Origin of the sequence: Kitasatospora dryopteridis, from assembly GCF_050749075.1 — a bacterium.
Classification (GTDB): Bacteria; Actinomycetota; Actinomycetes; order Streptomycetales; family Streptomycetaceae; genus Kitasatospora.
The window spans coordinates 2,339,925-2,362,464 of the sequence record NZ_CP192749.1 but is presented as its reverse complement, the minus strand read 5'-3'; the positions used below and the strand labels follow the sequence as shown (position 1 = coordinate 2,362,464).

Genomic DNA, 22,540 nt, shown 5'->3' with positions numbered 1-22,540 from the left:
CCACCGTAACAGGGATACCCCTGGGGGTATTCACCAACAGGTCGCGGGCAAAAGTCACACCACCGGGCGGGAATGCGCTGGTAGCGTCCGCCGGATGACCACCCCCGCCCTGTTCGAGCCCCCGCTGCTGACCCGGCTCAAGGCCGCCGACCGCATCCTGATCGCCGGTGCAGGCGGCGGCTTCGACGTCTACGCAGGCCTGCCGCTGGCGCTGGCCCTGCGCGCCGCGGGCAAGGAGGTCCACCTCGCCAACCTGTCCTTCAGCCACCTGTACGGGCTGGACGCGGACGTCTGGCTGGAGCCGGGGGTCGCCGAGATCCGGCCGGACACCCGCAGCGCAGAGCGGTACTTCCCGGAGCGCACGCTGGCCCGCTGGCTGCGGCTGCACGGCATGCCCGACACGGTCTGGGCCTTCGCCTCGGTCGGGGTGCAGCCGCTGCGCGCCGCGTACCGGGCGCTGACCGACCGGCTCGGGGTGGACGCGGTGCTGCTGGTCGACGGCGGCACGGACATCCTGATGCGCGGCGACGAGGCCGGGCTCGGCACTCCGGAGGAGGACATGGCCAGCCTGGCCGCCGTCGCGGGCCTGCGCCACATCCCGACCCGGCTGGTCGCCTGCCTGGGTTTCGGCATCGACGCGTACCACGGGGTCAACCACACGCTGGTGCTGGAGAACCTCGCGGCGCTCGACCGTGCCGGCGGCTACCTCGGCGCCTTCTCGCTGCCGCGGGAGAGCCGGGAGGGCGCGCTCTACCTGGACGCCGTCGAGCACGCCCGGGCGGCCTGCCCCGAGCACCCCAGCATCGTGCACGGCTCGGTCGCGGCGGCGCTGCGCGGCGAGTTCGGCGACGTCCGGTTCACCGAGCGGACGAAAGGCGGCGAGCTGTTCGTCAATCCGCTGATGACGATCTGGTTCGGCGCCACGGTGGAGGCGCTCGCCGCCCGGCACCTCTATCTGGACCGGATCGAACGCACCGTGCTGATGCGGCAGATCAGTTCGGTCGTCGAGGAATTCCGGGACGGGCTGCCCGCACAGCGCCCACCTCGGGTTTTCCCGCACTGAGCGGCGGGGCCGCGCCCGCCGATGGGCGCACGCCGGCCAATGCGCGCCGGGTTTGCGAGAGTTCACGCCCGGCGCGCACCGGCACTTCGTGCCTCCGCGCCCGCTCCGCCGACGGCGTGTCGCCGCCGCGCCTCGGGCAGACTCCGGCGCGATCATGACTGTCGGCCCGGACGACCCCGTCCGGCGCTCGCCGACGGCCGAGGAAAGGCGACACGGCAGTGCCACAGCCCTTCGAGCTGCCGGACTTCTACGTACCGCACCCCGCCACGCTCAACCCCCACCTCGAACACGCCCGCAGCCACACCAAGCAGTGGGCCCGCGGCATGGGGATGCTGGAGGGCTCGGGCATCTGGGACGAGCACGACCTCGACTCCCACGACTACGCCCTGCTGTGCGCGTACACCCACCCCGACTGCTCGGCCGAGGAACTCGCCCTCGTCACGGACTGGTACGTGTGGGTGTTCTTCTTCGACGACCACTTCCTGGAGCTGTTCAAGCGCACCCAGGACCGCAAGGGCGGCAAGGCCTACCTGGACCGGCTCCCCGACTTCATGCCGATGGACCCCTCCGCCGGCATGCCCGAGCCCACCAACCCCGTCGAGGCCGGCCTCGCCGACCTGTGGCTGCGCACCGTGCCCGGCATGTCCACGGCCTGGCGCGAGCGGTTCCGCGAATCCACCGAGCACCTGCTGTACGAGTCCATGTGGGAGCTCTCCAACATCAACGCCGGCCGGGTCTCCAACCCCGTCGAGTACATCGAGATGCGCCGCAAGGTCGGCGGCGCCCCCTGGTCGGCCGGCCTGGTCGAGCACGCCGTCGGCGCCGAGGTGCCCGCGGCGATCGCCGCCTCCCGGCCGATGCGGGTGCTGCGGGACGCCTTCTCCGACGGCGTCCACCTGCGCAACGACCTCTTCTCGTACCAGCGCGAGGTCGAGGACGAGGGCGAACTCTCCAACGGCGTCCTCGTCCTGGAGACCTTCCTCGGCTGCTCCACCCAGGAGGCCGCCGAGCGCGTCAACGACCTGCTGACCTCCCGGCTGCACCAGTTCGAGAACACCGTCTTCGCCGAACTGCCGCTGCTCTTCGTCGAACACGGCCTCGACCCCGCGGCCTGCACCGACGTCATGAAGTACGTCAAGGGTCTGCAGGACTGGCAGTCCGGCGGCCACGAGTGGCACATGCGCTCCAGCCGCTACATGAACGACGGCGGCGCGATGGCCGAACGCACCCCCCACCTCCCCGGCCCCACCGGCGTCGGCACCCAGGCCGCCGACCTGCTCAAGTCACTGCGCGGCCCGGGCGGCCCCGCCCGTGCCCGCAGCTTCGGCCACACCCCGTTCCGCAAGGTCGGGCCCTCGCTGCTGCCCGACTTCGAGATGCCCTTCCCCACCCGGCTCAACCCGCACCTGGAGGCCGCGCGGCGGGGCGTCGTCGACTGGGCCCACCGGGTGCAGCTGATGGACCCGGTGCCCGGCATCTGGCACGAGGAGAAGCTGGCCGACTACGACTTCGCGCTCTGCGCCGCCGGCATCGACCCGGACGCCACCCCCGAGGAGCTCGACCTCGCCACCGGCTGGCTCGCCTGGGGCACCTACGGCGACGACCTGTACCCGGCCGTGCACGGCGCCGCCCGCGACCTCACGGGCGCCAAGCGGCGCAACGACCGGCTGCTGGAGTTCATGCCGCTCGACGGCCCGGTCACCGCCGTCCCGCTCGACGGCCTGGAGCGCGGCCTCGCCGACCTGTGGGCCCGCACCACCGCGCCGATGGACGACGGCTCCCGCCGCCGCTTCCGCGCCGCGGTCGAGAGGATGCTCGACGCCTGGCTGTGGGAGCTCCTCAACCAGGCGCAGAACCGCATCCCCGACCCGGTCGACTACCTGGAGATGCGGCGCCTCACCTTCGGCTCCGACCTCACCATGAGCCTCGCCCGCCTCGGCCACGGCCGCAGCGTCCCCGACGAGGTCCACCGGCACGCCTCCGTGCAGGCCCTGGAGAACTCCGCCGCCGACTGGGCGATGCTCGTCAACGACGTCTTCTCGTACCAGAAGGAGGTCGAGTACGAGGGCGAGGTGCACAACCTGGTGCTGGTCACCCAGAACTTCTTCGACTGCGACTACCCGACCGCACTCGGCATCGTGCACGACCTCATGAAGTCCCGGATGAGCCAGTTCCAGCACATCGCCGCCCGGGAACTACCGCAGCTCTACGACGACTTCGAACTCGACGCGGCTGCCCGCGCGGTGCTCGACGGCTACACCGCCGAACTCCGGGACTGGATGGCAGCCGTCCTCACCTGGCACCGGCAGTGCCACCGCTACGCCGAGCCCGACCTGCTGCGCCACCACCGCCCGCCCGTCCCGCTCGGCCCGACCGGCCTCGGCACCTCGGGCATCCGCCTTTTCGCCCCGGCTCTGCGGTAGCCGCCCGGGCCCGTCGGCGGACACCCGCCGACGGGCCCGCGGTTCACTTCCGCGCCGCCGCGAGGATCTTCACGGTGGTGTGGAAGAACCGCGAGGTCGCCGTCCCGGCGTAGGCCTTGCCGAAGAGGGCGGCCGGGTTGCCGCCCATCCGGCCGTCCCGCAGGTGCAGCACCACGAAGGCGGCGTACGGCAGGGCACCCACCAGCTCCCAGTCGCCCTTGGGCGAGGCCGTCGGCGGGGCGAGCTCCTCCGGCAGCGGCTCGGACAGGAACAGCACGCACAGCCGCAGCTCCGGGGTGACCTCGATCCCGGCGAACGGGCCGGCGTCGACCACCGCGGCGAGCTCGTCCACCGTGCACAGCACGGTCGGCACCGCGTAGCCGAGCGCCTGCTCCAGGTGCTCCTCGATCCGCGCGGTGAGCGCCGCCCGGTCCTCCTCGCCGGTGGTGAAGAAGACGTTGCCGCTCTGGATGTACGTCCGTACGTCCTGCAGCCCGAGCTCCCCGAACAGCTCCCGGAGCCGCTCCATCCTCACCGTGCGCCCGCCCACGTTGACCGCACGGAGGAAGGCGATGTACGTCTGCGTCATGGCGCCAGTGTGACAGCGACCACTGCCAGACTGGCGCCATGACGACATGGCAGGACTTCGAGCACGAAGCGCCCGACCTCGCCCCGCTGGTGCGGGCCAGGTTCGAGGCCAACAAGCACCACGTGCTGGCCACCCTGCGCCGCAGCGGCGCGCCCCGGGTCAGCGGCACCGAGGTGGAGTTCGTCGGCGCCGACCTGACCATCGGCTCCATGTACGGCGCCGTGAAGGCCCTCGACCTGCGCCGCGACGGCCGCTTCGCGCTGCACAGCAACCCCGGCGACGAGACCATGGCGGACGGCGACGCCAAGGTCTCCGGCACCGCCGTCGAGATCACCGACCCGGCCGAGCTCGCCGCCTACGAGGGCGACCTCCCGCAGCCGCCGCCCGGCCCCTACCACGCCTTCCGGCTGGAGCCCGGGGAGGTCGTGCTGACCACCGTGGAGGGCGACCGGCTGGTGATCCGCTCCTGGCGGCCGGGGGAGCAGGTCCGCGTCTTCGAGCGGACCTGACGGCTCACCCCGGCAGCACGGCTCACTCCGGCAGCACCGAGCGGACGGCCTCCGGCGTCCGCGCCACCACCGCGTGCCCGTCGTCCGCCGTGATGATCGGACGCTGGATCAGGATCGGCTGCCCGGCGAGCGCCGAGATCCAGCGCCCGCGCTCGGCCGCCTCGCGCGGCCACTGCTTCATGCCGAGCTCCTTGGCGGCCGGCTCGTCGAGGCGCGTGATGTCCCAGGGCTCCAGGTTCAGCCGGGCCAGCACGTCCTCCAGCTCGGCCGAGGTCGGCGGCTCGTCCAGGTAGCGCCGCACGGTGTACTCGACACCGGCCGCGTCCAGGTCCTCGACGGCGCTGCGGCACTTGCTGCACCGCGGGTTGATCCAGATCTCCATGCCGTCACCCTATCGAGCGGCCTCCGGGCTGCCCGGGAACTCCCACCCCGCTCGCCGCGGTTGTACCCCCGGGACGTGTACCACCGGGACGCGAGAGGGGAGCCGCGGGTGGACGGCGAGGCGATCATCGAGCAGTTGATGACCCCGGAGGGGCGGGCCGACCCGTACCCGCTCTACGAGCTGGCGCACGGCCTCGGCCCGGTCGCGCCCTGCGGCCCCGGCCTGCTGATGGCCACCGGCCACCGCGTCTGCGACCAGGTGCTTCGCACCCCCGCCTTCGGGGTCGCCGACCCGCAGCAGCGCGAGCTGTGGGAGCCGGACTACGCCGACCACCCCGCCAAGGTCCTGCTGGGCCGGTCGATCCTGGAGACCAATCCGCCGGACCACGGCCGGATGCGCTCGCTGATCGCCTCCGTGTTCACCGCCCGCCGGGTCGCCGCCCTGGAGCCCGCCGTCACCGCCGCCGTGCACCGGCTGCTGGACGCGATGGCCGAGCGGGGCGCCGACGGCACCCCGGTCGACTTCATGGAGGAGTTCGCCTTCCGGCTGCCGGTCGGCGTGATCTGCGAGCTCCTCGGCGTGCCCGAGGCCGACCGCTACCGCTTCCGCGGCCTCGCCGCCGACCTCACCACCACCCTGGAGCTGATCTACGACACCGAGGAGCTCACCGCCGCCGACGAGGCCGCCGAGGAGCTCGCCGACTACTTCACCCGGCTGGCCGCCGACCGCCGCGCCCACCCGCAGGACGACCTGGTCAGCGCCCTCGTCCAGGTCGCCGCCGCCGAACCCGGGCGGCTCTCCGGCCACGAGCTGCTGGCCAACCTGGTGCTGCTGCTGGTGGCCGGCTTCGAGACCACCACCAACCTGCTCGGCAACGCGGTCGCGCTGCTCTTCGAACACCCGGAGGCCGCGGCAGGCCTGCGCGAGGGCACCATCACCCCCGCCGGGCTGACCGAGGAGGTGCTGCGCCACGACTCGCCCGTCCAGTTCACCTCCCGGATCGCCCTCGCCGAGGGCCTGGACGTCGGCGGGATCCCCGCCCCGCCCGGCACCGGCGTCTTCCTGCTGCTCGGCGCGGCCAACCGCGATCCGTCCCGCTACGAGCAGCCCGCCCGCTTCGACCCCGCCCGCAGCAACAGCCACCCGCTGAGCTTCGGCGGCGGCCCGCACTACTGCCTGGGCGCCCAACTGGCCCGGCTGGAGGCACAGGTCGCGCTGCCCGCCCTGCTGCACCGGTTCCCGGCACTCGCCCCCGGCGGCCCCGCCGAACGCAGGGACCGCCTCGTCCTGCGCGGCTACCGCACCCTCCCGGTCCGCCTGGCCTGACCGGGTGTGCCGTTGCGTCCTCAGCCCTCCGGCCCGGCCCACTCCATCAGGTTGGCGAACAGCTCCGCCTGCTCGCGGGCGTCGTCCAGGGCGTGGTGGGTGTGCGGCAGGTCCGGGCGCAGCCCGGCCGGCATCGACCGCTTGCCGATCCCCGCGAACGGCACCCCGGCCCGGGTCGCGTACAGCGTCTTCATGTCCAGGCACCCGGAGTGCCCGAACGGGCTGCGCCCGGCGAACTCCATCAGGTACCAGTACAGGAACAGCCAGTCGTACGGCGCCGGGTACCCCACCATGACCGGCCGCCACCGCTGCCCGTCCGCGCCGCGGCACACCTGCTCCACCCAGGCGCAGAAGGCCTTCATCGCGGCGGCCGGCTCGGCCCCCTCGCGCAGCAGCACCGCCCGGTCCAGCCCGGAGACGGCCAGCGCCGGCGGGTCGAACCGCTCCGAGACCGGCCGCAGCTCCCGGTAGAACCCCGCGGACTGCAGCCCGGCCCGCCGGAACCCGTCCGCGTCGTGGTACCCGGCGACGACCGCGCCGAAGGAGATCATGGAGAAGGAGCCGGGGATCGGGCCGTCGGCCTCCACGTCCACGGAGATGTAGAGGGTCGGGGTGGTGCGGCGGGCAGTTGACATGCTGCGGATTCTTCCCGCCCCGAAGACCCCACCGCGACCGCTTTTACCGCGAGAATCGGCGCATGGCCCAGCCCGCCCTGATCCCGCCCGTCCCGTCCCGGCTGCCCGAACGCGTCCGCTGCCGCCGCTGCGGCCGCGCCCTGCACGACCCGGTCTCCCGGATGCTGCGGCTGGGCCGCGAGTGCCGCGCCCTGCACGACCCGGTCTCCCGGATGCTGCGGCTGGGCCGCGAGTGCCGCGGCCCGCAGGATCCGGTGCGGGTCGTCGCCGGGGAACAGGAGACCCTGCCCGGGCTGGCAGCCCCCACCGCGACGGAAGGCGCTGCGCCGTGACCGAGGACCTCCGTGCCCGGCTGGACACCCTGGCGACCGAGGCGTACCGCCCCGAACTCGCCGGGCTGGACCGGCTGCCCACCCTGGAGATCGCCGCGCTGATGAACGGCGAGGACCGGACCGTCCCCGAGGCGGTCGGCCGGCGCCTGCCGGAGATCGCCGCCGCGGTGGACGCGATCGCCGAGCGGCTCGCCCGCGGCGGCCGGCTGGTCTACGCAGGTGCGGGCACGGCGGGGCGGATCGGTGTGCTGGACGCCGCCGAGTGCCCGCCGACCTTCGGCACCGACCCCGGGCTGGTGGTCGGCCTGATCGCGGGCGGCCCGGAGGCGGTGCTGAACGCCGTCGAGGGCGCCGAGGACAGCCGGGAGCTCGCCCGCGCCGACCTGGACGGGATCGGCCTGACCGCCGACGACGCGGTGATCGGCGTCTCCGCCTCCGGCCGGACGCCGTACGCGGTGGCCGCCGTCGCCCATGCGCGGGCGCGCGGTGCGCTGACCGTCGGCCTGGCCTGCACCGAGGGTTCCGACCTCGGCGCGGCGGCCGAGCACCCGATCGAGGTGGTGGTCGGCCCGGAGATCCTCACCGGGTCCACCCGGCTCAAGGCCGGCACCGCCCAGAAGCTGGTGCTCAACATGGTCTCGACGATCACCATGGTCCGGCTCGGCCGCACCTACGGGAACCTCATGGTCGACCTGCGGGCCACCAACGAGAAGCTCCGCGCCCGCTGCCGCCGGATCGTCGCCCTGGCCACCGGCGCCGACCCCGAGGCCGTGGACGAAGCCCTGGACGCGGCCGACGGCGAGGTGAAGCCCGCGGTCCTCGCCCTGCTCACCGGCCTCGGCCCGGCCGGGGCGGCCGCCCTGCTCGCCGAGCACGGCGGCCGCCTGCGCGAGGCCCTGGACGCCGCCGGGACGCAACCCGGCCCCCGCCCCGCGAAGGGGGACGGGGGCCGGTGACCCGTGGGCCCGCAGGAACCGTGGGGCCTACAGGTCGAAGTAGAGCTCGAACTCGTGCGGGTGCGGCCGCAGCGCGATCGGGGCGATCTCGTTGGTGCGCTTGAAGTCGATCCAGGTCTCGATCAGGTCGGGGGTGAACACCCCGCCCGCGAGCAGGTACTCGTGGTCGGCCTCCAGCGCCTCGAGGACGGCCTCCAGCGAGGACGGCACCTGCGGGACGGCGGCGTGCTCGTCGGGCGCCAGCTCGTAGAGGTCCTTGTCGACCGGCTCCAGCGGCTCGATCTTGTTCTTGATGCCGTCCAGGCCCGCCATCAGCATGGCGGAGAAGGCCAGGTACGGGTTGGAGGACGGGTCGGGCGCGCGGAACTCGATGCGCTTGGCCTTGGCGTTCGACCCGGTGATCGGGATGCGGATCGCGGCCGAGCGGTTGCGCTGCGAGTACACCAGGTTGACCGGCGCCTCGAAGCCCGGCACCAGGCGGTGGTAGGAGTTCACCGACGGGTTGGTGAAGGCCAGCAGCGAGGGCGCGTGCCGGAGCAGGCCGCCGATGTAGTACCGGGCGGTGTCGGAGAGGCCCGCGTAGCCCTGCTCGTCGTAGAAGAGCGGGGAGCCGTCGCTCCACAGCGACTGGTGGACGTGCATGCCGGAGCCGTTGTCGCCGAAGATCGGCTTGGGCATGAAGGTGGCGGTCTTGCCGGCCCGCCAGGCCACGTTCTTGATGATGTACTTGAACAGCATCAGGTCGTCGGCGGCGTGCAGCAGGGTGTTGAACTTGTAGTTGATCTCCGCCTGGCCGGCCGTGCCGACCTCGTGGTGCTGCCGCTCGACCTGCAGGCCGGCGGCGGCGAGCTCCAGCGACATCTCCGCGCGCAGGTCGGCGAAGTGGTCCACCGGCGGCACGGGGAAGTAGCCGCCCTTGTACTTCACCTTGTAGCCGCGGTTGCCGCCCTCCTCGATCCGGCCGGTGTTCCACGCGCCGGCGATCGAGTCGATGTGGTAGTACGAGGCGTTGGCGCTGGTCTCGTAGCGGACCTCGTCGAACACGTAGAACTCGGCCTCCGGGCCGAAGAACGCGGTGTCGGCGATGCCGGAGGAGGCGAGGTAGGCCTCCGCCTTCTTGGCCACGTTCCGCGGGTCGCGGCTGTAGGCCTCGCCCGTGATCGGGTCCTGGATGAAGAAGTTGATGTTGAGGTGCTTCTCGGAGCGGAACGGGTCGAGCCTGGCGGTCGCCAGGTCCGGGACGAGGGCCATGTCGGACTCGTGGATGGCCTGGAAGCCCCGGATCGAGGAACCGTCGAACATCAGGGTCTCGGACGGGTCGAAGGTCGACGCAGGCACTGAGAAGTGCTGCATGACGCCCGGCAGGTCGCAGAACCGGACATCGACGAACTTGATGTCGTTGTCCGTGATGTACTGCCTGACCTCGTCGGCGTTGGTGAACATCCATCCTCCTCAGCGTGCGGTACGGCCCACCGTAGGAGCCGGCCGTTTCCGGTTGGTGATTTCCCCGTCCTCTGCATGTTAACCAGCGGCACCTGCCATGTGGGCAAAGTCATACGGCCCGGGGCAAATCACCCACCCGGTGCCGCGCCCACCGCGCAGTGGTCCAGACCACTCGGCGCGGCGCGGACACGCGCCGGGGGAGGCCGCCGAAGATCGCCCGTAACGCCCGGATACTGTGGATTTCGTGGATACCAGAGATGCGTTGGGATCGTGGCTGGACGGGCCGAAGGCCGCCGCCGAGAAGATGGGCGCCGAGTTCGGCTACCGCGGCGAGCGCCTCGGCCTGCCGAAGGAGGGCCCCGGCTCCGTCGCCGGCCCGGGCCGCCGCCTCGGCGCCCTGTTCGTCGACGGCTGGCTCTGCAGCCTCGTCGCGTACGGGCTGCTCGCCGGCGGCGACCAGGGCTCGGCGAACCTGTGGACGACCCCGCTGTTCTACCTCGTCACCGTGCTCCTGCTGACCACCAGCGGCACCACGGTCGGCAAGCGGCTGTTCGGCCTGCGGGTCGTCCGGCTGGACGGCGCCCGCGCCTCCATCCCCCAGGTGCTGCTGCGCACCCTGCTGCTCTGCCTGGTCGTCCCCGCCGCCATCTGGGACCGCGACACCCGCGGCCTCCACGACAAGGCCGTGGGCTGCGTGGAGGTCCGCATCTGACGCAGGGCACCACTCGGGGGCGCGGGGAACCGCGCGATCCGGATGCGGTTCACGTTCGCTGGTCGAGGTGAACCACACACGGGTTGCGCAGTTCCCCGCGCCCCTCGGGTTTCCCGCGGCCCCTCGGTATTCGCCTCCGGACGTCGAACGGCCCCGCCGCAAGGGATGCGGCGGGGCCGTGGTGTGAAGTCGGGTGGAGCCGGTCTCAGCGGACCTGGCCGCCCTTGGGCATCCGGGCGCCCTTGGGCATCGGGCCCTTGGGGATCGGCGCCCGGGAGAGCAGGTCGCCCAGCGCGCGGAGCCGGTCGTTGGTCTCGGTGACCTGCGCCGGGGTGATCGCCCGCGGCAGGCGCATCAGGTGGATCTGCAGCTTCTTCAGCGGGATCTCGCCCTCGCCGTTGCCCACCATGATGTCGTGCACCGGGATGTCGCCGACCACACGGGCCATCTTCTTCTTCTCGGCGACCAGCAGCGCACGCACCCGGTTCGGGTTGCCCTCGCCGATCAGCGCGATGCCGGGGCGGCCGACCGCGCGGTAGACCGCGTCCTGGCTGCGGGTGACCGCAACCGGGGTCGGGTTGGCGCTCCAGCCGCGCCGGATGTTGTTCAGCACCGCCGCGACCGCGCCCGGCTGGCCCTCCATCTGCCCGAAGGCGGCCCGCTCGGCACGGCGTCCGAAGACCACCGCCATCGCCAGGAATCCCACGACGAAGCCGAGGATGCCCAGGTAGACGGGGTGTCCGATCGCAAAGCCGATGGCGAGGAACACGCCGAAGGTGATGAGGCCGACGCCGGCGATGATCAGGCCGATCTTGCTGTCGACCTGCTTGGTCATGGTGTACGCCTGGCGGATCTGCTTCAGCCGCCCGGGGTTCTCGGATGTTTCCCTCGCCATAGGGCTCATGGTACGTGCCGGGGGGGCGGGATATCCAAGGGCGGTGCCCCTGGGGCGCCGCACGCCTCCCCGCGAGGGATCAGGCGTGCCGCCGTGCGGCCGACAGCGGGCCCTCCGCGGCCGCGTCCAGCTCGCGCTCCGCCGCGTGCCGCCGGTTCTCGCAGACCGCCGCCCAGGCGTTCCTGCGGGCCTGCCGCTGGCCGCCCGCCAGCAGCACGCTCTCGGCGTACCGCAGCGCACCGGCCACCGACGGCACCCCGGCCGACAGCAGACCGCGCGGCGCTCCGCTCACTGCCTCCATGCTCAACAGCTCCCCTCAAGACCGACGGACGGCTGACTGTTCCAGGCTCGCCCGGCGGTGTTACCGATCGGTGACCTGCCGGTCAAAGTCGCATGAAAGCCGCACGACCGCAAGACGGCCGCGCCGCAGGTACGCCGGAGGGCGGCAGGCCGAGCCCGCCGCCCCCGGAAAGTCCGTACACACCCGCACGGGCCGCCTCAGACCGCCGCCCGCTCGCGGTGCTCCAGGGCCTGCCGGTACAGCCGCCCGGCCCGGTACGAGGAGCGCACCAGCGGGCCGGACATCACACCGGCGAAGCCGAGCTCCTCGGCCTCCTCCTGCAGCTCCACGAACTCCTGCGGCTTCACCCAGCGCTCCACCGGGTGGTGGCGCAGCGAGGGCCGCAGGTACTGGGTGATGGTGATCAGCTCGCAGCCGGCGCCCACCAGGTCGGCCAGCGCCTGGCTGACCTCCTCGCGGGTCTCGCCCATGCCCAGGATCAGGTTCGACTTGGTCACCAGCCCGGCCGCGCGGGCCTGGGTGATGACGTCCAGCGAGCGCTCGTAGCGGAACGCCGGGCGGATGCGCTTGAAGATCCGCGGCACGGTCTCCACGTTGTGCGCCAGCACCTCGGGCCGGGAGGAGAACACCTCGGCGAGCTGCTCCGGCACCGCGTTGAAGTCCGGGATCAGCAGCTCGACGCCGGTGCGGCCGCCCTCGCGGGCCGCCGTCATCGCGTGCACCTGGCGGACCGTCTCGGCGTACAGCCAGGCGCCGCCGTCCTCCAGGTCGTCGCGGGCGACACCGGTGATCGTCGCGTAGTTCAGGTCCATCGTGACGATGGACTCGGCGACCCGGCGCGGCTCGTCCCGGTCGAACTCGGCGGGCTTGCCGGTGTCGATCTGGCAGAAGTCGCAGCGGCGGGTGCACTGGTCACCGCCGATGAGGAAGGTCGCCTCGCGGTCCTCCCAGCACTCGAAGATGTTCGGGCAGCCGGCCTCCTGGCAGACCGTGTGCAGCCCTTCCTTCTTCACCAGCGAATGGAGGGCGTTGTACTCCGGGCCCATCTTCGCCCTGGTCTTGATCCACTCGGGCTTCCGCTCGATGGGGGTCTCGCTGTTGCGGACCTCCAGGCGGAGAAGCTTCCTGCCGTCGGGCGCGACAGCGGACACGTGCAACTCCTAGAACTAGACGGGGTACCCCCAGGGTACGCCTGTGCTTTCAGGGCCTGTACCGGGCCTGCGCCCGGCAATCGCAGGCAACCGGGCTACCGATCGGTAGATTCCCGGGGTCAGTGGGCGAGCGCCGGCTCCGGCAGTTCGGCGAGGACGGCCGCCAGGTGCTTCTGCACCACCGGCAGCGCATCCGCGACACCGAACGGCCGGTCCAGCTCCCCGGCCAGCGAGCCCACCCCGGCATCCCGGATCCCGCACGGCACGATCCGGTCGAACCACGTCATGTCGGGGTCGCAGTTCAGCGCGAACCCGTGCATCGTCACCCCGCGGGCCACCCGCACGCCGATCGCCGCCAGCTTCCGGTCGTCACCGCGCTGGCCCGCGTTCGACGGCGCGTACTCCGGGCCCGCCAGCCGCGGGTCGATCCCCAGCGGCAGGCCCATCCGCAGCGTCAGCTTGCCGATCTCCACCACCTGCGACGGGTCCACCACCGCATCCGGGAGCTCCTCGCCCAGCACCCACACCCCGCTGCGGCCCTCGACCCGGGACGTCGCCACCCCGAACTCGCCGCAGGCGCGGATCAGCGCCTCCTCCAGCCGGCGCACGTACGCCACCACGTCGATCGGGTCCGGCAGCTTCACGATCGGATAACCCACCAGCTGACCGGGGCCGTGCCAGGTGATCTCACCACCGCGGTTCACCTGCACCACCGGGGTGCCGTCCAGCGGGTAGTCCTCCGGGTTGGTGCGCCTGCCCGCCGTGAAGACCGGCGGGTGCTCCAGCAGCAGCACGGTGTCGGGGATCTCGTCCGCGACGCGCAGGGCGTGCAGCCGCTGCTGCTCCTCCCACGCGTCCGGGTACGGGACGGCACCCTCGCCTATCCCCATCGTCACGAACCGTACGTTCTCGCTCACCGCTGCTCCTTGCCAGGCGTTCGAGACCAACCCGGTCACTGTACGCCTGCCCCGGAACGAGTCGGTCGCCCCTACGGGCTCGCCAGGAGCTGGAGCCTGAGGGCGAGCTGCAGTTCCAGTGACCGCTCCGGGGAGTTCCAGTCGGGGCCGAGCAGTACCTCGATCCGGTCCAGCCGTTGGACGACCGTGTTCACGTGCACGTGGAGTTCGTCCTTGGCGCGGGTGAGGCTGCCGCCGCAGTCGAAGTAGGCCCGGAGCGTCCGCACCAGTTCCGTGCCCCGCCGGGCGTCGTAGTCGACCAGCGGGCCGAGCACCGAGCCGACGAACGCGCCCACGTCGTGGCCGTCGCCGAGCAGGACGCCGAGGAAGCCGAGCCCGGCGGCGGAGGCGCCGTGGCCCTCGCGTCCGAGCACCCGCAGGGCCCGCACGCACCGCACCCCCTCCCCGTGCGCCGCAGAGAGCGCGGCGGGCCCGGCGGCGGGGCCCCCTGCGCCGACGGTGACGGGGCAGCCGGCGAGCCGGGCGAGTCGTTCGGCGGCCTCGGCGGCGGCGCGGTCGGGCGGGCTGCCGTCGTCGGGGAGCAGCAGGACGACGGCCTCGCCGTGCTCGGCGCTGATGCCGCGGGTGCCGAAGAGGTAGCGGGAGGCGGCGCCGGCCAGCCGGGCCCGGTCGGCGGGGTCGGTCGCGGCGACGAGGACGAGGTGCGGGCGTCCCAGGTCGACGCCGAGCCGGCGGCCGCGGGCGGCGAGACCGGCCGGGTCGCGGCCGGGGGCGGTGAGCAGGTCGGCGAGGAGTTCGCCGCGGACGCGGTTCTCGGTCTCGGCGACGGAGCGCCGCAGCAGCAGGAGCAGGGCGGTGACGACACTGGCCCGTTCGAAGATCCGGCGGTCGGCGTCGTCGAGGCCGGGCCGGCCGCGCAGGACGAGGCCGCCGAGCAGGTCCTGGCCGGCGAGGACGGCGCAGATCCAGTCCTGGCCGCGGCGGACGGCGCGGCCCTCGGTGCGGGAGGCGGAGAGCGCCTCGGCGAGGCCGTCGTGGCCGCCGGGGCGGCCGGTGAGCTGGTGGCCCTCGGTGTCGTGGACGGCGACCTCGCCGCCGAGCAGGGTGGCGACCTCGGCGGCCACGTCGCCGACCTCGGCGCCGCGCAGGACGAGGTCGGTGAGCCGGTCGTGGGCCTGTTCGGCGCGCTGGACGGCGGCCGCGTGGGCCTGGATGACGTGGTTGGCGGCGGCGAGGTCGGCGAGGGCGTTGCGGGTGTCGGCGAGCGCGTTCGCGGTGTCGAGGGCGACGGCGGCGTGCGCGGCGAGGGTGCAGAGCAGCGCGACCTCCTCGGGGGAGAACGCGCGGGGTGTGCGGTCCGCGGCGAACAGCACGCCGATGACCTGTCCGCCGAGCAGCAGCGGCACGCCGATGATCGCGACCAGGCCCTCGTCGAGGACGCCGGCGTCGATCGTCCCGGTGTGGTGGAACCGCTCGTCGGTGCGGTAGTCGGGGGTGGCGTACGGCCGGGCGGTCTGGGCGACCAGGCCGCCGAGGCCGTCGCCGAGGCTGAGCCGCAGGTTCTGGAACAGCTGGGAGACCGAGCCGTCGGTGACCCGCATGTACGTGTCGCCCGCCTCCTCGTCCGGGAGGGTGAGGTAGGCGGTGTCGGTGCCGAGCAGCATCCGGGCCCGGCGGACGATGGCCTGCAGCACCGCGTCGAGGTCGCGGGAGGCGGCCAGGTCGCCCGCGGTGTCGAACAGGGCGGTCAGTTCGGCCTCGCGGCGGCGGTGCTGGCGGAGCGTCCGGTGCACCCGCAGGGCCTGCCAGGTCGCGGTGTCGATCTCGGCGAGCACCGGGGCGGGGGCGCCCTGCCGGCGGGCCTCGGCGAGCACCTCGGCGAAGTCCTCGGTCGCCGCGCCGGAGGCGAGCAGGTCGATCAGCCGGCGCAGGGCGGGTGCGGAGCTGTCGTGGGGCTCGTTCATGGTGCGGGCCATCGTGCCATTCATCCGTGCCGTTCGGGAGCGGAGCGGCCCGGGGCGCCCGGGCACGGTGGCCCCGGGCGCCCCGGACTGTTCAGCCGACCGGGACGGTCTCGCGGGCCGTCTCGGCCTCGGCCAGGTCGCCGCCGCGGGTCTCCCGGGCGCAGAGCACCGCGACGATCGTGATGACGGCGGCGATCGCCACGTACACCGCGATCGGGGTGGCGCTGCCGTAGTCCTTGAGCAGGGCGGTGGCGATCAGCGGCGCGGGGGCGCCGGCCGCGACCGAGGAGAACTGGGCGCCGATGGAGGCACCGGAGTACCGCATCCGGGTCGCGAACAGCTCGGAGAAGAACGCCGCCTGCGGGGCGTACATCGCGCTGTGGAAGACCAGACCGACGGTCACCGCCGCGACCAGCGCGCCGAAGGACCTGGTGTCCACCATCCCGAAGAAGACGAACGCCCAGATGCCGACGCCGGCCGCACCCACCAGGTACACCGGCCGGCGGCCGACCCGGTCGGAGAGTGCGCCGAACAGCGGGATCAGCGCGAACTGGATCGCGGAGGCGATCAGCACCGCGTTCAGTGCGGTCTGCTTGGGCAGGTGGACGTGGCCGACCGCGTACGCCAGCACGAAGGTGGTCATCACGTAGTACGAGATGTTCTCGGCCATCCGGGCGCCCATGGCGACCAGCACGTCACGCCAGTGGTTGCGCAGCACCGCGACGATCGGCGGCTGCTCGGCCGTCTTCCGGGCCTTCGCCGCGGCCAGCGCCTGCTGGAACAGCGGCGACTCGTCCACCGAGAGCCGGATCCACAGGCCGACCATCACCAGCACCGCGGAGAGCAGGAACGGCACCCGCCAGCCCCACGACAGGAAGGCCGCGTCCGACTGCACCGTCGTCATCAGCGACAGCACACCCGCCGCCAGCAGGTTGCCCGCCGGGGCGCCGCCCTGCGGCCAGGACGCCCAGAAACCGCGCCGCCTGCGGTCCCCGTGCTCGGAGACCAGCAGCACCGCACCGCCCCACTCGCCGCCCAGCGCGAAGCCCTGCACCAGTCGCAGCGCGGTGAGCAGCAGCGGCGCGGCGACACCGATCTGGCGGTACGTCGGCAGACAGCCGATCAGGGTGGTCGCGCCGCCCATCAGCAGCAGGCTGAGCACCAGCAGCTTCTTGCGGCCGATCCGGTCGCCGAAGTGACCGAAGACCAGGGCGCCCAGAGGCCGGGCGGCGAAGCCGATGGCATAGGTGAGGAAGGACAGCAGGGTGCCGGTCAGCGGATCGCTGTCCGGGAAGAACACCTTGCCGAAGACCAGTGCGGCGGCGGTGCCGTACAGGAAGTAGTCGTACCACTCGATCGTGGTGCCGATGAGGCTGGCACCGACGACCTTGCGGAGCGGGGCGCCTGGTCTCGCGACGTCGGGAGAGTGGGCCATGGTGTCACCTGATTCTCGGGGGAGGGGCTGTGCAGGAGGGTCGGGCACCGGGCGGGGGCACCGGCCGGCGGGGGTCAGTGGGCCGTCCAGCCGCCGTCCACGGGGAGGCTGGCGCCGGTGATGTACGAGGCGGACGGCGAGCACAGCCAGAGCGCCAGCTGCGCCACCTCGTCCGGCTCGATCAGCCGCTTGACGGCGGTGCGGTCGAGCATGATCTGCTCCACCACCTCGTCCTCGCGGATGCCGTGCGCCAGCGCCTGGGCGGCCACCTGCCTCTCGACCAGGGCGGTGCGCACGTAGCCGGGGTTGATGCAGTTGCTGGTCACGCCGTAGGGGGCGCCCTCCAGGGCGGCGGTCTTGCTGAGCCCCTCCAGCGCGTGCTTGGCGGTCACGTACGCGGACTTGAAGGCGCTGGCGCGCAGGCCGTGCACGGAGGAGATGTTGACGATGCGTCCCCACTCGTTCTCGTACATGTGCGGCAGGGTGCGCCGGATGATCCGGAACGGGGCCTCCACCATGACCCGCTGGAGCAGGGTGAAACGGTCGGTGGGGAACTCGTGCAGCGGCGCGACGTGTTGCAGGCCGGCGTTGTTGACCACGATGTCGGCGTCGTCCGGCAGGGCCTCCACCGCCCCGGGGTCGGAGAGGTCGGCGACGACGGCGACCCCGCCGATCCGGTCGGCGAGCTCCTCTGCCGGGCCGGTGGCGAGGTCGACGACGTAGACCTTCGCGCCGGCCGCGGCGAAGGCCTCGGCGCAGGCCCGGCCGATGCCGGAGGCGGCGCCGGTGACCAGCGCCGTCCGGCCTTGCAGCGGCCGGCGCGGGTCGGTGGCTGAAGTGGTGTCCATGGCCGAGAACGGTAGGAAGGCGGCGGCCGCGCTCCTATGTGCCAGGTGGACACAGGGCTGCGCCGCGGGGTGTGGGGTTCTCACATGGGCCGGCCCCGGGCGCACCGGTGGTGCGTCCCAAACACCGTGTGCGCCCGCTTCCCCGTATTGGGCGCCCTTGCATCACCCGTTCGGAGGATTGCACGCCCGAATCGACCCATAGCGCCCGAATGCTCGCTACTGTCACGCCGATTCCCGACAGGGGCGTCGCCCGAAAACCGGGGGGACCGGAGCGGCGCCCGAGAGGTGTTGACTGACATGCCCCAACGGCCTGTGACCGACAGCCCGGCGTACGGACCGCTCGATGCGCTCGACCCGCACGAAGTGCAGGCCGGGTCCCCTCCGCACGTGTCCGGCGAAGACGACGACCGCCCGGCGGAGGCCGGCCCGGGCGGCCACCGCACGCAGAACCCGCAACTCGCCGCGCTCATCGAGGAGTCCGGCTTCTCCCACGCCGGCCTGGCCAGACGCGTGGACCAGCTCGGCCTGGAACACGGCCTCGACCTGCGCTACGACAAGACGTCCGTCACCCGCTGGCTGCGCGGCCAGCAGCCGCGCGGCGCCACCCCGGCACTGATCGCCGAGGTCTTCACCCGGCGGCTCGGCCGCCGCCGGCTCACCGCCCAGGACGTGGGCCTGGACGCCTGCGCCCCGGTCTACGCCGGGCTGGAGTTCGCGGAGACCCCGCAGGAGGCGGTCGACATCGTCGCCTCCATGTGGCGCAAGGACAACGGCCCGTACGCCGAACTCCGCAAGATCGCCTTCACCCCGGCCGGCCTGGTCGTCCCCAGCCGGGACTGGCTGATCGGCCGCACCGACGAGCGGGTCGCCCGGGACGCCACCACCCTCTCCCCGGAGGAGCTGGCCGGCCACCGGCCCGCGCCGGGGGCGGCCCGTCCGACCGCCCGGCCCGTCCCCGGGCGGGTGCCGCAGCAGGCCCGGCGGCCGCTGCCCGGCGGAGAGGGCTCCGAGGGGTCCGCGCCCGGCCGCGACAACCGCCCCGCGGTGCGGGTCGGCCGCGGCGACATCGCCGCGATCCGCGCGGTCGGCGACCTCTTCCGCGCCCTGGACCACGCCTACGGCGGCGGGCACGCCCGCCAGGCGCTGGTGCGCTACCTGGAGTCCGAGGCCGAGCCCATGCTGCGCGGCCGCTACGGCGAGCAGATCGGCCGGGCGCTGTTCGGCGCCGTCGCCGACCTGACCCGGCTGGCTGGCTGGACGTCCTTCGACATCGCCGCCCACGGCCTCGCCCAGCGGTACTTCGTCCAGTCGCTGCGGCTCTCCCAGGCCGCGGGCGACCGGGTGCTCGGCGGCTTCGTACTCACCACCATGAGCCAGCAGGCCGTCCACCTCGGCCACGGCCGGGAGGCGATCCAGCTGGCCCGGGTCGCCCAGCAGGGCGTCGGCACCTCCGCCGCCCCGGTGGTCCAGGCGCTGATGCACGCGGCCGAGGCCCGCGGCCACGCGCTGATCGGCGACGTGCGCTCCTGCACCGCGGCCATGGTGCGCTGCGAGCGGGCGCTCGCCACCGCCCGGCCCGGCGACGAGGCACCGTCCTGGTCGCGCTACTTCGACGAGGCCCAGCTGGCCGACGAGTTCGCCCACTGCTACCGCGACCTGCAGCAGTGGCGCCCCGCCGCCCAGCACGCCGAGAAGTCGCTGCGGCTGCGCGCCCCGGCCTACGCCCGCAGCCGCATCCTGTGCCGCCTGGTCCTCGCCACCGCCCGGCTGGGCATGGGTGAGGTCGAGGAGTCCTGCACGATGGCGGGGGAGTCGCTGCGCGCCGCCGGCGAGATGCGCTCCGCCCGCACGGTGGAGTACCTGCGCGACTTCCACCGGCGGCTCGCCCCCTACCGGGCCACGCCGACCGTCCGCGCCTTCGAGGAGGCGGCCCGCCAGGCGGGGGTGATCTGAACGCCCGTCGGCCCGCCCGGTGGCCGGGCGGGCCGGAGCGGTTCCGCGGTCAGGCCGCCACGTCGGAGGCCCGCACCGCCGTCTCGAGACCGAGGTCGCGCAGCACCGCCTGCGCGGCCCGCCGCCCGGACACCAGCGCGCCCTGCACACTGCTGGTGTCCCGGTGGTCGCCGCAGACGTACAGCCCGGCGAGCACCCGCACCGAGCGGCGGAAGTGGTGCGGCGCGGGCATCGCCGGCACGGCGTCCGGCGCGTGGCGCACGCTCAGGAACTCCCACCCGGCGGTGGAGGTGCCGTACAGCTCCGCCAGGCGCCGGCGCACCACCGGCTCGAACCCGGCCGGGCCGCCGATGTCGTAGGTGCGGCGGCCCAGCACGGTGGTGGCGACCAGCGCCCGGCCGACCGGCGCGTACGAGGGGTGCACATCGCTGAGCACCAGCGTGTGGGCGACCCCGGAGCCGTCGGCGTCGAGCAGCAGCGCCGGCTCGCCGAGCGGGGAGCGGTCGGCCGCGTGGAAGTACGTGGTCACCGGGTGGAAGTCGGGCAGCCGCAGCCCGGGCAGCAGCGCGGCCGCGGAGCGCGCGTCGCAGGCCAGCACCACGGCCTGCGCGCCGATCCGGCCGTGCCGGGCGGTCTCCACGCCGTCCGCCGAAACCGCGGTCACCTCGACGTTGAGGCGTACGGCGCCGGCCGGCAGACCCTCGGCGAGCTGAGCGGGCACCGCCGCCGTCCCGCCTGCGGGCAGACAGAGCCGGCCGCGGGCGTAGGAGCGCAGCACCAGGTCGGCGACCCGGCTGCTGGTGCCGAGCGACCGGTCGGCGAGCAGGGCGCCGAACAGCGGCCGCAGGAAGCCGTCGACGGTGCGGCCCGTCAGGCCGCGGTCGGCGAGGGCCCGGGCGGCCGTGGTCTCCGGCCGGGCGAGCAGCCGGGGGACGGGCGTCGCCGCGAGCCGGCCGAGGGTGGCGGCCAGCCGGGCCCGGTCCAGCGGGCTGCCCAGCGGACCGCCGGCGCGCAGACCGCCGCGCTCACCGGCCGTCCGCGCGGAGGCCTGCGGCGGGATCCCCACCCGGTGCCGGCGGCCCGCGCTGTGCACCAGGACGCCGGGCGCGAGGGGGCGCAGCTCCAGGCGGTCGAGGTCGAGGCGGCGGGCGGGCTCCGGGTGGTCGGTGTTCAGCAGGTGGATGCCGTGGTCGAGCCGGAATCCGTCCAGCCCGTCCGAGGCCATCCGGCCGCCGATGCGCCGGGTGGCCTCCAGGACCTGGACGCTGAGGCCCTGTCCGGTCAGCGCGCGGGCGGCGGCCAGGCCCGCGAGTCCGGCACCGACCACGACCACGTCCGGATCGGACGGCTGGCGGGTGCGGCGGGTGAAGTCGTATGCGGGCACGGGTGTGCTCCCTCCCTGACGGCGGCCTCCGGCCCGCGCGGCGGCGGCCGGGCCCGTGGAGCTCCGGCCGAGGCGGGCAGCGGGGTGCCGGGATACGGTCCGTCAACGTGATGCCCCGTCACTGCGCGGATAGACAAGCGCGTCCGGCCGAATCGGGGAAACGTTCGGGTCGTGGTGGCACTGCGGAGGGGCACGGTCACCGACCGTGCGCCGGACCAGCGGCGATCCGGCGGCGCCGGGCGCGTACGGTCACCGGGGGCGCAATGGCGCGCCCTCCGTGTGCAACCGTGCGCCCCCGTGCGCCGGGCAGTGGACCGGGTCCGCCCCCGCACACAGGGGCGGATACCCGGAAGCGGACCCTCTCAGTCCTCCAGCGCCGAACGCACCGCGGAGTCGACGTCCGGGTGCCGGAACCGGAACCCGGCCGCCAACAGCCGGTCGGGCACCACCCGGTGGCTGCCCACCACCTCCACCGCCATCTCGCCCAGCGCGGCCTGCAGCGCCAGGGTCGGCACCGGCAGCACCGTCGGCCGTACCAGCGCCCGGCCCAGCGCCTCCGTCAGCTCGGCGTTGGTCACCGGCTCCGGGCCGGTCAGGTTGACCGGCCCGGACATCTCCGGACGGTCGATCAGGAACCGCAGCGCCGCCACCTCGTCCGCCCGCGAGATGATGCTCCAGTACTGCCGGCCGGAGCCCAGCCGCCCGCCCAGCCCCAGCCGGAACAGCGGCACCATCCGCCCGGCGGCGCCGCCGGCGGCCGACAGCACCAGGCCGGTGCGCGGGTGCACCACCCGGATGCCCGCGTCGGCGGCCGGCCTCGCGGCGGCCTCCCACTCCTGGCACACCCCGGCGAGGAAGTCGTCCCCGGCCGGCGCGGTCTCGTCGATCACCCGGTCGCCGGTCTGCCCGTAGTAGCCGACCGCGGAGGCGCTCACCAGCACCCTCGGCGGCCGCTTCAGCTTCGCCAGCGCACCCGCCACCGTCTCGGTGCCGAGCACCCGGCTGTCCCGGATCTCCTGCTTGTACGCCCGTGTCCAGCGCCGGTCGCCGACCCCGGCGCCGGCCAGGTGCACCACCGCGTCGGTGCCCTCCAGGCCGGCCGCGTCCACCTGCAGCAGGTGCGGGTTCCAGCCCACCCCGACCGTGCCGTCCGGCTGCTTGCCGACCCGGCTGCGGTGGCGCACCAGGCGCACCACCTCGTGGCCGTCCGCGAGCAGCGAGCGGACGAGAGCGGAACCGATCAGACCCGTGGAACCTGTCACCGCAATGCGCATGCCCCCATCCTTCCAGGACCTGTGGCCAAACCCCGGCCATTGCCCCTC

General features: G+C 73.7%; 21 protein-coding genes. 8 read left to right on the top strand and 13 right to left on the bottom strand.

What is annotated here, in order from left to right; translation table 11 throughout:
• Positions 1-94: 94 nt before the first annotated feature.
• Together ACQ614_RS10740 and ACQ614_RS10735 are read left to right on the top strand one after the other, a co-directional pair.
• On the top strand, positions 95-1,063 hold the full coding sequence (locus ACQ614_RS10740) for a DUF1152 domain-containing protein (RefSeq protein ID WP_431678239.1): 969 nt from the start codon (positions 95-97) through the stop codon (positions 1,061-1,063).
• A gap of 218 nt (positions 1,064-1,281) precedes the next feature.
• Positions 1,282-3,486, top strand: coding sequence for a terpene synthase family protein (locus tag ACQ614_RS10735; RefSeq protein WP_431678238.1), 2,205 nt, complete (start codon positions 1,282-1,284; stop codon positions 3,484-3,486).
• Positions 3,487-3,529: 43 nt separating this feature from the next.
• On the opposite strand, the gene ACQ614_RS10730 is transcribed toward ACQ614_RS10735, so the two are convergent.
• The gene (locus ACQ614_RS10730) at positions 3,530-4,075 is read right to left on the bottom strand and encodes a DUF1697 domain-containing protein (protein ID WP_431678237.1); all 546 of its coding nucleotides are present in this window, start codon (positions 4,073-4,075) and stop codon (positions 3,530-3,532) included.
• 38 nt (positions 4,076-4,113) lie between these two features.
• Between ACQ614_RS10730 and ACQ614_RS10725 the strand changes: the two genes are divergently transcribed.
• Positions 4,114-4,584 carry a pyridoxamine 5'-phosphate oxidase family protein gene (locus tag ACQ614_RS10725; protein ID WP_431678236.1) on the top strand — a complete coding sequence of 157 codons (471 nt, stop codon included), beginning with the start codon at positions 4,114-4,116 and terminating at the stop codon, positions 4,582-4,584.
• A gap of 22 nt (positions 4,585-4,606) precedes the next feature.
• On the opposite strand, the gene ACQ614_RS10720 is transcribed toward ACQ614_RS10725, so the two are convergent.
• The gene (locus tag ACQ614_RS10720; RefSeq protein ID WP_431678235.1) at positions 4,607-4,966 is read right to left on the bottom strand and encodes an ArsC/Spx/MgsR family protein; all 360 of its coding nucleotides are present in this window, start codon (positions 4,964-4,966) and stop codon (positions 4,607-4,609) included.
• 108 nt (positions 4,967-5,074) lie between these two features.
• Between ACQ614_RS10720 and ACQ614_RS10715 the strand changes: the two genes are divergently transcribed.
• A complete protein-coding gene (locus tag ACQ614_RS10715) occupies positions 5,075-6,292 on the top strand; it encodes a cytochrome P450 (RefSeq protein WP_431678234.1) in 1,218 nt (405 codons plus the stop codon).
• Between the two features lie 20 nt (positions 6,293-6,312).
• Here ACQ614_RS10715 and ACQ614_RS10710 read toward each other — a convergent pair whose 3' ends face one another.
• On the bottom strand, positions 6,313-6,927 hold the full coding sequence (locus tag ACQ614_RS10710; RefSeq protein WP_431678232.1) for a 3'-5' exonuclease: 615 nt from the start codon (positions 6,925-6,927) through the stop codon (positions 6,313-6,315).
• Between the two features lie 62 nt (positions 6,928-6,989).
• Between ACQ614_RS10710 and ACQ614_RS10705 the strand changes: the two genes are divergently transcribed.
• Both ACQ614_RS10705 and murQ read left to right on the top strand, forming a co-directional pair.
• The gene (locus tag ACQ614_RS10705) at positions 6,990-7,259 is read left to right on the top strand and encodes a DUF6011 domain-containing protein (RefSeq protein WP_431678231.1); all 270 of its coding nucleotides are present in this window, start codon (positions 6,990-6,992) and stop codon (positions 7,257-7,259) included.
• Positions 7,256-8,215, top strand: coding sequence for an N-acetylmuramic acid 6-phosphate etherase (murQ, locus tag ACQ614_RS10700; RefSeq protein ID WP_431678230.1), 960 nt, complete (start codon positions 7,256-7,258; stop codon positions 8,213-8,215). The genes ACQ614_RS10705 and murQ overlap by 4 nt, the downstream gene beginning before the upstream one ends.
• A 27-nt stretch (positions 8,216-8,242) precedes the next feature.
• Here the strand turns inward: murQ and glnA are convergent, their stop codons facing one another.
• On the bottom strand, positions 8,243-9,658 hold the full coding sequence (gene glnA / locus ACQ614_RS10695) for a type I glutamate--ammonia ligase (RefSeq protein ID WP_431678228.1): 1,416 nt from the start codon (positions 9,656-9,658) through the stop codon (positions 8,243-8,245).
• 244 nt (positions 9,659-9,902) lie between these two features.
• On the opposite strand from glnA, the gene ACQ614_RS10690 reads away from it, so the two are divergent.
• Positions 9,903-10,370 carry an RDD family protein gene (locus ACQ614_RS10690; RefSeq protein ID WP_431678227.1) on the top strand — a complete coding sequence of 156 codons (468 nt, stop codon included), beginning with the start codon at positions 9,903-9,905 and terminating at the stop codon, positions 10,368-10,370.
• A gap of 205 nt (positions 10,371-10,575) precedes the next feature.
• Here ACQ614_RS10690 and ACQ614_RS10685 read toward each other — a convergent pair whose 3' ends face one another.
• The 7 genes from ACQ614_RS10685 to ACQ614_RS10655 form a co-directional block, all read right to left on the bottom strand.
• A complete protein-coding gene (locus ACQ614_RS10685; protein WP_431678226.1) occupies positions 10,576-11,274 on the bottom strand; it encodes a DUF4191 domain-containing protein in 699 nt (232 codons plus the stop codon).
• A gap of 70 nt (positions 11,275-11,344) precedes the next feature.
• Positions 11,345-11,566, bottom strand: a complete 222-nt coding sequence (locus ACQ614_RS10680; RefSeq protein WP_431678225.1) for a hypothetical protein — start codon at positions 11,564-11,566, stop codon at positions 11,345-11,347.
• Between the two features lie 197 nt (positions 11,567-11,763).
• Positions 11,764-12,717, bottom strand: coding sequence for a lipoyl synthase (gene lipA, locus ACQ614_RS10675; protein ID WP_363489239.1), 954 nt, complete (start codon positions 12,715-12,717; stop codon positions 11,764-11,766).
• Between the two features lie 119 nt (positions 12,718-12,836).
• Positions 12,837-13,607 carry a lipoyl(octanoyl) transferase LipB gene (lipB, locus tag ACQ614_RS10670; protein WP_431683887.1) on the bottom strand — a complete coding sequence of 257 codons (771 nt, stop codon included), beginning with the start codon at positions 13,605-13,607 and terminating at the stop codon, positions 12,837-12,839.
• Between the two features lie 98 nt (positions 13,608-13,705).
• Positions 13,706-15,598 carry a helix-turn-helix domain-containing protein gene (locus ACQ614_RS10665; RefSeq protein ID WP_431678224.1) on the bottom strand — a complete coding sequence of 631 codons (1,893 nt, stop codon included), beginning with the start codon at positions 15,596-15,598 and terminating at the stop codon, positions 13,706-13,708.
• Between the two features lie 91 nt (positions 15,599-15,689).
• Positions 15,690-17,033, bottom strand: coding sequence for an MFS transporter (locus ACQ614_RS10660; RefSeq protein ID WP_431678223.1), 1,344 nt, complete (start codon positions 17,031-17,033; stop codon positions 15,690-15,692).
• A 74-nt stretch (positions 17,034-17,107) separates the two neighbouring features.
• Positions 17,108-17,881: a 3-hydroxybutyrate dehydrogenase gene (locus ACQ614_RS10655; RefSeq protein ID WP_431678221.1), complete on the bottom strand. Its 774-nt coding sequence runs from the start codon at positions 17,879-17,881 to the stop codon at positions 17,108-17,110.
• A 387-nt stretch (positions 17,882-18,268) separates the two neighbouring features.
• Here ACQ614_RS10655 and ACQ614_RS10650 point away from each other — a divergent pair, with 387 nt between their 5' ends.
• Positions 18,269-19,834 carry a regulator gene (locus ACQ614_RS10650; RefSeq protein ID WP_431678220.1) on the top strand — a complete coding sequence of 522 codons (1,566 nt, stop codon included), beginning with the start codon at positions 18,269-18,271 and terminating at the stop codon, positions 19,832-19,834.
• A 49-nt stretch (positions 19,835-19,883) separates the two neighbouring features.
• Here ACQ614_RS10650 and ACQ614_RS10645 read toward each other — a convergent pair whose 3' ends face one another.
• Positions 19,884-21,218: an NAD(P)/FAD-dependent oxidoreductase gene (locus ACQ614_RS10645; protein WP_431678219.1), complete on the bottom strand. Its 1,335-nt coding sequence runs from the start codon at positions 21,216-21,218 to the stop codon at positions 19,884-19,886.
• A gap of 362 nt (positions 21,219-21,580) precedes the next feature.
• Positions 21,581-22,492, bottom strand: coding sequence for a TIGR01777 family oxidoreductase (locus tag ACQ614_RS10640; RefSeq protein ID WP_431678218.1), 912 nt, complete (start codon positions 22,490-22,492; stop codon positions 21,581-21,583).
• Positions 22,493-22,540 lie beyond the last annotated feature (48 nt).

Bases quoted from the DNA above. Each gene is read 5' to 3' on its own strand.
- ACQ614_RS10705 (WP_431678231.1), top strand. From the start codon at position 6,990: ATGGCCCAGCCCGCCCTGATCCCGCCCGTCCCGTCCCGGCTGCCCGAA.
- ACQ614_RS10655 (WP_431678221.1), bottom strand. From the start codon at position 17,881: ATGGACACCACTTCAGCCACCGACCCGCGCCGGCCGCTGCAAGGCCGG.
- ACQ614_RS10725 (WP_431678236.1), top strand. From the start codon at position 4,114: ATGACGACATGGCAGGACTTCGAGCACGAAGCGCCCGACCTCGCCCCG.
- ACQ614_RS10730 (WP_431678237.1), bottom strand. From the start codon at position 4,075: ATGACGCAGACGTACATCGCCTTCCTCCGTGCGGTCAACGTGGGCGGG.
- glnA (WP_431678228.1), bottom strand. From the start codon at position 9,658: ATGTTCACCAACGCCGACGAGGTCAGGCAGTACATCACGGACAACGAC.
- ACQ614_RS10740 (WP_431678239.1), top strand. From the start codon at position 95: ATGACCACCCCCGCCCTGTTCGAGCCCCCGCTGCTGACCCGGCTCAAG.
- ACQ614_RS10720 (WP_431678235.1), bottom strand. From the start codon at position 4,966: ATGGAGATCTGGATCAACCCGCGGTGCAGCAAGTGCCGCAGCGCCGTC.
- ACQ614_RS10710 (WP_431678232.1), bottom strand. From the start codon at position 6,927: ATGTCAACTGCCCGCCGCACCACCCCGACCCTCTACATCTCCGTGGAC.
- ACQ614_RS10665 (WP_431678224.1), bottom strand. From the start codon at position 15,598: ATGAACGAGCCCCACGACAGCTCCGCACCCGCCCTGCGCCGGCTGATC.
- lipB (WP_431683887.1), bottom strand. From the start codon at position 13,607: ATGGGGATAGGCGAGGGTGCCGTCCCGTACCCGGACGCGTGGGAGGAG.
- ACQ614_RS10640 (WP_431678218.1), bottom strand. From the start codon at position 22,492: ATGCGCATTGCGGTGACAGGTTCCACGGGTCTGATCGGTTCCGCTCTC.
- ACQ614_RS10685 (WP_431678226.1), bottom strand. From the start codon at position 11,274: ATGAGCCCTATGGCGAGGGAAACATCCGAGAACCCCGGGCGGCTGAAG.
- ACQ614_RS10680 (WP_431678225.1), bottom strand. From the start codon at position 11,566: ATGGAGGCAGTGAGCGGAGCGCCGCGCGGTCTGCTGTCGGCCGGGGTG.
- ACQ614_RS10660 (WP_431678223.1), bottom strand. From the start codon at position 17,033: ATGGCCCACTCTCCCGACGTCGCGAGACCAGGCGCCCCGCTCCGCAAG.